At 61.3% G+C, this 1,301-nt stretch carries 1 protein-coding gene; it reads left to right on the top strand.

Going from position 1 to position 1,301, the window contains the following annotated elements; genetic code table 11:
* On the top strand, positions 1-220 hold a 220-nt coding region (locus LI92_RS21225; RefSeq protein WP_046322485.1), incomplete at its 5' end, for a YebC/PmpR family DNA-binding transcriptional regulator.
* Positions 221-1,301: the final 1,081 nt, after the last annotated feature.

Raw genomic sequence — 1,301 nt, 5'->3', positions numbered from 1 at the left:
GGATCTGGTGGCGGTGCGTTCGGCGTTGGTGGAGGCGGGGATCGATTATGAGTCGGCGGAGGCCAGTTTTGTGCCGTCGGTGAGTGTGGCTGTCGATGTCGAGGGTGCTCGTAAGGTGTTCAAGCTGGTCGAGGCGCTTGAGGACAGTGACGACGTGCAGAACGTGTGGACCAATGTCGATGTGTCCGATGAGGTGCTGGCCGCACTCGAAGCCGAATAGAACCCGGCCGTAGCGCTCCCGGCAGGGATATCTTTTGGCTCACTGGGAATGCAATTCGGTACACCTTTCGGGGCCGGCTCCCGGGATCCGCGCCATTCCGGCGGTGAGGTTTGCCGCCGGCCGGCATGTGAGACGTCTTCGATTGCAGTCGCTGAGCGTAAGAAGGGGTCAAAAGGCTGCCAAAACGGTCTGTAGCACTATGACATTGGCGGCAGGCAGCCGAGCGGACCATTCGTCGCCGTGGCTGCTGTAGACATTCCTCACAAGGTTTGCTCCCGATGGGAGGGACGGATTCCTCGCGTGCCGCCGACCGCGTGCTCGTCGCTTTCGGCGTCTATTGCGCCTGTCAGCCACATCGTTACGCTGGGCGCACTACATCGGAGTAGTCGTTTGACTGGCGAGTGCGCGTCGTGGCGGCGCGCCGGGCTTGAAACCGATCTGCCCATCTACGGAGGTCCTGATGGCCGCTTTGACGCTGGCCGCCGGCACAGTCCTTCCTGCCCGCGAAATGTCGCGGGATCGGCAGCTGAATCGCCAGTGGCGATGTCGCCGCCACTTTCTGTGACATCTGACGAGGCGTCAGACTTTCGGTGACCCTCCGCGGGCCACGGGTCGCGACACCTGCGTGATCACTACGTCACGTCTTGTTCTGAGCACCGTTTGCGGGCGCAGATTCTGCCCCAAACCTCGGGCCTCCCACTGGTGATCCGGCGGCAGGTTGATTGGCCCGGGTGCTGGTTGCGACCAGCTGAACGGTCCGAGCAGCTGATCGCTGCTAATCCTTATGCCGTCCAAGGCATCATTGCTTGGTGCTGTCGTGCGCGCGAGCGGTTCGAGCCGCGTTGCGTCAGCGTGTTTTTGACCGTAACACGTGGCAGCACAATAGTTTTCGGCCCCTCATGGGCATCATCCCGATAAGACGCATTGGGATCTCCGTAGCTTGTCTCAGCTGAACGCCTTGCGGGAAGCCCTGCCTATATTCCCGATAACCAAGTGCCGGAGGGACTTTCGTAACCTGCTGATTCAAACTGGCCGCAGCCGAGGCGAGCGCTGTCTCTTATACACATCTGACGCTGCCGAC

The sequence above is a fragment of the Mycobacterium sp. UM_Kg1 genome, from assembly GCF_000972925.1.
Taxonomy (GTDB): domain Bacteria; phylum Actinomycetota; class Actinomycetes; order Mycobacteriales; family Mycobacteriaceae; genus Mycobacterium; species Mycobacterium hiberniae.
This window is presented reverse-complemented; position numbering and strand designations above follow the sequence as displayed.